The organism is Dehalococcoidia bacterium, from assembly GCA_028711995.1.
GTDB lineage: Bacteria > Chloroflexota > Dehalococcoidia > SZUA-161 > SpSt-899 > JAQTRE01.
In genome coordinates this window covers 1-6542 of the sequence record JAQTRE010000158.1, presented here as the reverse complement: position 1 = coordinate 6542, position 6542 = coordinate 1, and the positions used below count along the sequence as shown (strand labels likewise).

The 6542-nt window shown below is 52.5% G+C and carries 6 protein-coding genes and 1 pseudogene; all 7 read right to left on the bottom strand.

Annotation, left to right across the window (positions count from 1 at the left end):
* Positions 1 to 85: 85 nt before the first annotated feature.
* Positions 86 to 553 carry an AAA family ATPase gene (locus PHV74_14350; GenBank protein MDD5095537.1) on the bottom strand — a complete coding sequence of 156 codons (468 nt, stop codon included), beginning with the start codon at positions 551 to 553 and terminating at the stop codon, positions 86 to 88.
* Positions 554 to 563: 10 nt separating this feature from the next.
* The gene (locus tag PHV74_14345) at positions 564 to 1118 is read right to left on the bottom strand and encodes a flavodoxin domain-containing protein (protein MDD5095536.1); all 555 of its coding nucleotides are present in this window, start codon (positions 1116 to 1118) and stop codon (positions 564 to 566) included.
* A gap of 58 nt (positions 1119 to 1176) precedes the next feature.
* On the bottom strand, positions 1177 to 3786 hold the full coding sequence (locus tag PHV74_14340) for a vitamin B12-dependent ribonucleotide reductase (protein ID MDD5095535.1): 2610 nt from the start codon (positions 3784 to 3786) through the stop codon (positions 1177 to 1179).
* A gap of 17 nt (positions 3787 to 3803) precedes the next feature.
* A complete protein-coding gene (nrdR, locus tag PHV74_14335; GenBank protein ID MDD5095534.1) occupies positions 3804 to 4313 on the bottom strand; it encodes a transcriptional regulator NrdR in 510 nt (169 codons plus the stop codon).
* A 393-nt stretch (positions 4314 to 4706) separates the two neighbouring features.
* Positions 4707 to 4898 (bottom strand): annotated as a pseudogene (locus PHV74_14330) (cold shock domain-containing protein).
* Between the two features lie 30 nt (positions 4899 to 4928).
* A complete protein-coding gene (locus PHV74_14325; protein ID MDD5095533.1) occupies positions 4929 to 5714 on the bottom strand; it encodes a hypothetical protein in 786 nt (261 codons plus the stop codon).
* A gap of 336 nt (positions 5715 to 6050) precedes the next feature.
* Positions 6051 to 6542 (bottom strand): glycoside hydrolase 100 family protein (locus PHV74_14320; protein MDD5095532.1); only part of this gene is annotated, 492 nt, incomplete at its 5' end.

Genomic DNA, 6542 nt, shown 5'->3' with positions numbered 1-6542 from the left:
ATGTTGGCGCTTGTTTTGGCGCTAAATTCGACCCGCCAGCCGATTCACTCAGACTTTAAACTTCGCAGCATAATATCAGGGTGACTCAATCAGAATTCCGATACCGGCTTTTTGCAGGGACGCCAACAATCCCTTCATTAATCTTTTCACTATAGGAAACATCTTTTCGCTTCGACAGGTAAGGGTAAATGAAATTCTTTGGCTCAGTCGGAGGAATCTGAGCCAAACCGATGGCATTCCCGTTCTTAAGTCGCCATACAGCGGAAGAACCACTTTCTTGGAGGGTGACAGTATAGAGCGATACATCTTTTCCCTGATTACCAAAGTGGGTTTCACTCTTCCCGTCCAATGAAATTTGTAGACTTCCAGACGCTGAACTTTTCCGAAGGTCTCCTGGATACAGTTTGGTATACTGCAATTGTAGTGCTGCATTCAGGAGCGTAGACTTGCCAGCATTATTTGGACCAACGAGTATGTTTATGCCCTTTGACAGAACGATATCCGCTTTCTCAAAGCTCCTTATGTTCGTCAGTTCGAGTTTAGATACCCACATATGTATTCTCTTAGACTGAGGAGCTGGTCTTCACCGACTCCGCAAACTCCTCGGCAAACCGGGTGACGGCATTCCAGTCAGTATACTCGAAGTGGTTTTTGGTGTCTGTATCCAGCCCCAGCTTTCGGGCCAGCAGCTTGACGGAAAAACGCTTGACGAAATTATAGTCGGGGTATTTCAGAGCGCCGGCAAAGACAGCCGTTTTCACTGGCTTGAGACCGGTATAGTCGGTGAAATTCTTGACATATTTATCCAGCTCGGCTATGGCTTCAGGGCTGGTTTGCGTGGCCGTCAGGCAAACGCAGAAATAGGCCGAGGGAATTCGGTTGAAGACATCGCTATTTGCCTTGACCAGCTTTTTCACCGATATCTGGTGCGTGCCCATGTAGATTGATGTGCCGATAATCGCCGCATCAAACCCCTGCGGCGAAAAATTGTCAAAGGCTTTATTGCCCTGCGCCATCTCCACTGCATGGCCTTGCTTCTTCACCACTTCCGCAATGTGCTCAGCCACCTTGCGCGCCTGTCCGTTATTCGTTCCGTAGAGGATGATGATCTTTGCCATTCACTTCTCCAATAAATTGAGTAGGGAGCATATCATAATATGCCCCTGCACGCATACCTCAAACACACTTGGTATACCCGCAGCCGTAGCAGATATGGCAGCCCTCCTGAAACACCAGCAGGCCGCTGCACTCGGGGCATTGTCCTCCCATCACTCCTGTAGGGTTGATTACCTTGACCGCGCCATTATTTTCTTCGTGCGTCTCAGACCCGCCGTTGCCATTTTGAGGAGCGTAAGGCATCTTGTGACTGAGCTGTCGCTCCAGCACTGTGCCGATGGCATCGGCGCAGGAGAGCACGGCATGGCCCCTGTCCCAGGCGATGGAGGAGCATCGGATTCCTCTGAGGTGTTTTACAACCGATTCCACCGGCACGCCTGCCCGCAGGGACATGGAGGTCAGCCGGCTGATGGCTTCCAGCTGTGCCGCGGCGCAACCTCCCGATTTACCCAGGAGAGTGAAGACCTCGCAGATTCCCTGCTCATCTGAGTTCACGGTAATATAGAGCGTGCCACAACCTGTGGTCATCTTCTCCGTGACGCCAAAGGTGACGTTAGGCCTCTCGCGAGGAGTCAACGACCCCTCATCTTCCGCAGGTTTCTCCGGTTGTTCCGCCTTCTCCGATTTCTTGCCAGCGATGTTCAGCACCTGCACATCACGGCTGCCGTCGCGGTAAATGGTGATGCCTTTGCAGCCTTCTTTGTAAGCCATCATATAGGCATTGGCCACATCCTGCCGCGTGGCATGATTGGCAAAGTTGATCGTCTTGGAGACGGCGTTATCAGTATGCCTCTGGAAGGCTGCCTGCATCTTGATGTGGACCTCCGGAGGGATATCATGGGAGACGACAAACACTTCCTGCACCCACTCCGGTATCCCTTCGATCCCGCGCACCTTTCCCTTTTCAGCCAGGGTCTTCATCAGCTCTTCACTGTAGAATTCTTCCTTTTTGGCCACCTCTTCGAAAATGGAATTCACCTCTACCAGCTTGTCATTATCCAGTATCTGGCGGAAGTAGCTCAGGGCAAAGAGAGGCTCGATGCCGCCGGAGCAATTGGCAATGATGCTCAGCGTGCCCGTGGGGGCGATGGTGGTTCGGGTGGCATTCCTCACTTTTGGACTTCGGGGTTTATCGTAGACACTTCCTTTGAAAGCAGGAAAAGCGCCCCTCTCTTTGGCCAGATCGATGGATGCGGCCAGGGCTTCTTTATCCACAAACTCCATCACGTGCTCGCCGGTCTTGAGGGCTTCATCGCTGTCGTAAGGGATGCCCAGGCGGATGAGCATATCGGCAAATCCCATAATGCCCAGCCCGACTTTGCGTGTCTTCCGCGTCATCTCCGCGATTTGAGGCAGAGGGAAGTTGTTCATATCGATCACGTTATCCAGAAACCGGATGGCGGTCCTCACCGTGCGGGAGAGCTTATCCCAGTCAATGACCGGAGAGCCTTCGGCTTCGCCGATCATTTTGGCCAGGTTCACCGATCCCAGATTGCAGCTCTCATAGGGCAGAAGCGGCTGTTCTCCGCAGGGGTTGGTGCTCTCGATGGCGCCGAGATGAGGTGTGGGATTATCCCGGTTGATTCGATCCAGAAAAACGATGCCCGGATCTCCGTTGCGCCAGGCAAAGTCGATCATCTGGTCGAAAACCGCCCGGGAACTGAGTCGGCCCGAAACCTCTTTGGTTCGGGGGTTGATGAGATCATAATCGGTGTCCTCTTCCACCGCTTTCATGAACTTTTCAGTGGCCGCCACGGAAATATTGAAATTATTGAGCACATTCTGCTTTTCTTTGCAGGTGATAAAGGTCATGATATCGGGATGATCGACGTTCAGGATTCCCATGTTGGCCCCACGGCGCGTGCCGCCCTGCTTGATGACATCGGTGGCTGCATCGAACGCCTTGATGAACGAGACCGGCCCGCTGGCAACGCCGCCTGTAGAGCCCACCCGATCGCTCTCCGGGCGCAGCCGGGTGAAGGAAAATCCGGTGCCGCCGCCGCTCTTGTGGATCATGGCCGTATGCTTGACAGCGTCGAAAATCGATTCCATTGAATCCTCGACGGGGAGGACAAAACAAGCGGAAAGCTGGCCCAGTTCGCGGCCGGCATTCATCAGGGTAGGGGAGTTGGGCAGGAATTCCAGATTGGCCATCAACTGATAGAATTCTTCTTCGATGTCTCCGGTATCCTCCTTGGGATGATAGATTTTCTCCGCGGAGGCGATAGTGTGTGCCACTCGGCGGAGCATCTCTTCCGGCGTCTCGATGGGCTTGCCGTCCGGGCCCTTTTTGAGATAGCGTCTCTCCAGCACTACCCTGGCATTGGCCGATAGCTTGATGGCCTCTGCTTTGGGTTTTGCCTTTCTTCCCTTCTTCTTGGTCTCTGCAGGCGCTTCTCTGACCGGCGCTAGGGATATCTCAGCCAGAACCTCCTTGACCTTGGCTTGAATCTCCGCCTCAGATACCTTCGGTCTCTTGCTTTGAGTGGATACCAGGTCCTCCCAGCCAGGCAGGACCACAGGTATCGGCTCCAGCCAATCCAGCCGTTGAATGACCTGTTCGATCATCTGTTCCACCACCTGCCTATCGGCAATTCCGGTGGATTCAGCTGCAGAGAAAACGGCTTTGGCGATCCTGTTCTTCAGTTGGCTATCTTGAACAGTGGTCATAGCGCCTCCGTAAGATGTTAGTTTCTGTTTGTCCGGCTAAGGTCTTCTCGCGGGATAAGGGGCAATTGGCTGGCAATCTCGTGTCTGGCGGCAAGGGAATCCACCTCTTTCTTCAGACTGCCGATATCAGTAAAAGAACGGTAGACACTGGCATAGCGAATATAGGCGATGTGATCCAGCGCGAGCAGCTTTTCCATGACCAGTTCTCCCAGAACCGAGCTCGGTATTTCGCTTTTGCCCATGCTGTGCATCTCTGCCTCGATTTCATCCACCAGCTTATCGATGGTCCCGGTGGGCAGAGGACGTTTCTGGCAGGCCTTTCGAATGCCGCTCATGAGCTTCTCTCGACTGTAACTTTCACGGCGCTTGTCTTTCTTGACAATGGTCATGCTGGAATTATCCACTCGCTCATAGGTAGTGAAGCGGGCCCCGCATTTCAGGCACTCTCGCCTGCGCCGGATCCCATGCTCCACGCTTCGGGAATCGGTCACTTTGGAATCATTATGGTCACAGTAGGGGCATCGCATATGCTATCCAATATATGGTAGTGTGGAGGTAATCTACCACAATATATTGGTGGTGTCAAGGGGGATCAGAGACTTGAGAAACCTCCGATCAAGTGGTGCAGGATTCTTCCCTCTGGGGGTTTGGGAGCCCAGTTGAGACAAACTATTTCAACACTCTACTAAGGCACCAGTAACAACTGGACACACGATAGCTGGAGTATCAAATCCTCTGGTTGCCGCCCATCCGGGCCCTCAATCCCAATCGGACTCTTTTCTATCCCGGCTGCGAAGCGCGCGCCGTCTTGCTCGGGTTGTATCTTTAGCCCCAGACAAGACATCTGTATCCTTATCAATGGTTTCAGGGAGTTTCCTCCCCCCATTATCCGGGCGCTTTCGCATTCCGTCAGTGCGCAGCCTTATTTCGGTTGCCATCGGCCCCTTGGGTCCCTGTCCGATCTCAAATTCCACAGCCAACCCTTCCGTCAACGCCTGAAAGGTTGTTCCTCGAAGCTGGTTCCCATGGAAAAAGAGGTCCCTCCCCTCCGTTGGCTTGATGAACCCAAAGCCCCGTTCACTGACTAACCGTTTGATAACACCTTCTGCCATCGTACAAAACTCCGTGAAATATGATTTCGACTATGAAATTAACCTTTGTTTATCCGGTGATTTGCACTCTTTCCGTAATGAGCAAAGGGAACATCTTTCCTGGCGACAGTAGTTCCTTCCCAAGTTCAGCAGGGCCATCTCCAAGTTTGAAAAGCTGACTTCCGACCGATCGCCTGCTTCCCAGATTGCCCTCAGATCCCTTAGAGCTGTTTGGCCGTCTGTTGCCTGGGTCAACCCCAACTTCTTTGCTCCCAGGATGGCAGGAGCAGCAAGCGGTGGCTTTGCCTTTTCCCAGATATCCCTCAATTCTCTCAGGAATGTGTTCACGATGATCGGCCCGATGCCTTCACCTAAATCCTGAAGCTTGATCTCCAGATCCCTTTCGTCTTCAGCAAAGAAATGCAGCCGATTAAGATCGCCCTTGTATCTTTGCACGAGGGCTGTGGCTGTTTGGTGGAGCTTAGCAGCAGTCCTGAAATCGTATCGATTGTATCCGCCCCGATCCAGAATCTCAACCAGACCTTGACTGCCTGTTTCCAGAATGGCCTCCGGGGAGAGAACTTCTGCTTTTTCAAATTCCTTGTAGGTATTCATGGCAATTCCTTTGTCGATTCTGTCCCCAAGGAACACCGAGGCCAAGAACCACTTGAAGACTTCTGCAGACTCCATGCTGGCCAGATTGATGCTCAACGTTAGTGAGCACCTTTCCCCCATTGCCATCACCCATTTTTCTCCGAGGTCTTGCTGAAGCATCCACTTATGATTTACAATAGCCGGCGTCGTTCCGTTCCAGGTTCCTCTTGCGCCAGTCTCCATCTCACTCACCTCCGGCTTTTCATTCCGTAAACCCTATCCGGCAGACCCACTCTTGTGCCAAGGAACCTCCCTTTGAGTTCCGATCCCAAACTACCGGCGAGGATCATGAATGGCTCATTGTACCTTTTTTACAGTTGCACATCTAGTTTAAGCCAATTCAAGACAGAATAATCCCGAAGGTAAATTAGCGTTCCACTAGAAAATCCTTAGAGTTTCATTAGAATTACTGTCCCGGCAGCACATGATCTGTTCAATGTGGGGAAAAGAGGAACATCCTTGTCGTTCGGGGAGACGGACCGATGCTCACCACTCTTTCAAGGGACTATGGGCAAAAACTCATTCACATGAAAAGCTATCGTCCTCACCTGCGCGAATCTGGTCAAAGAAGGGAGTCTTTCGCTGCTCAACTGAAATTGCAGCATAGAGATACATCGCTGCAGACCACGTCTGCCAGTCCTCCCCTCGCGGGGTCCCATCCTGAGCGCGGAACCACTCGTTAAAGCCAAACGCCACATCGTGATCCCGGGCAGGGCGAACCAGCTCGGTCAGGGCTAAAAGTTTTTTCTCTGCCAGACGAAACTTGCCTGCGGCCACGATCGCCGAGATGTAAAAGCCACAGCCGAGAGGCCATATTCCCCCGTTATGATAGTTCCCCGGAAGGTTGAACTGCTGGTATCGGGTGCGCCAATCCGGGTCTTTCGGTTGCATGTAAGGGAAGTAGATCGGGGGCAAGTCAAATGCCAGTTGTCCCTGTTGACGTAATTCCTTACACTGGCTTTCAACCCATGTAACTATTTTGCCGGCCCTGGATGCAGATGCAAGGCCGGA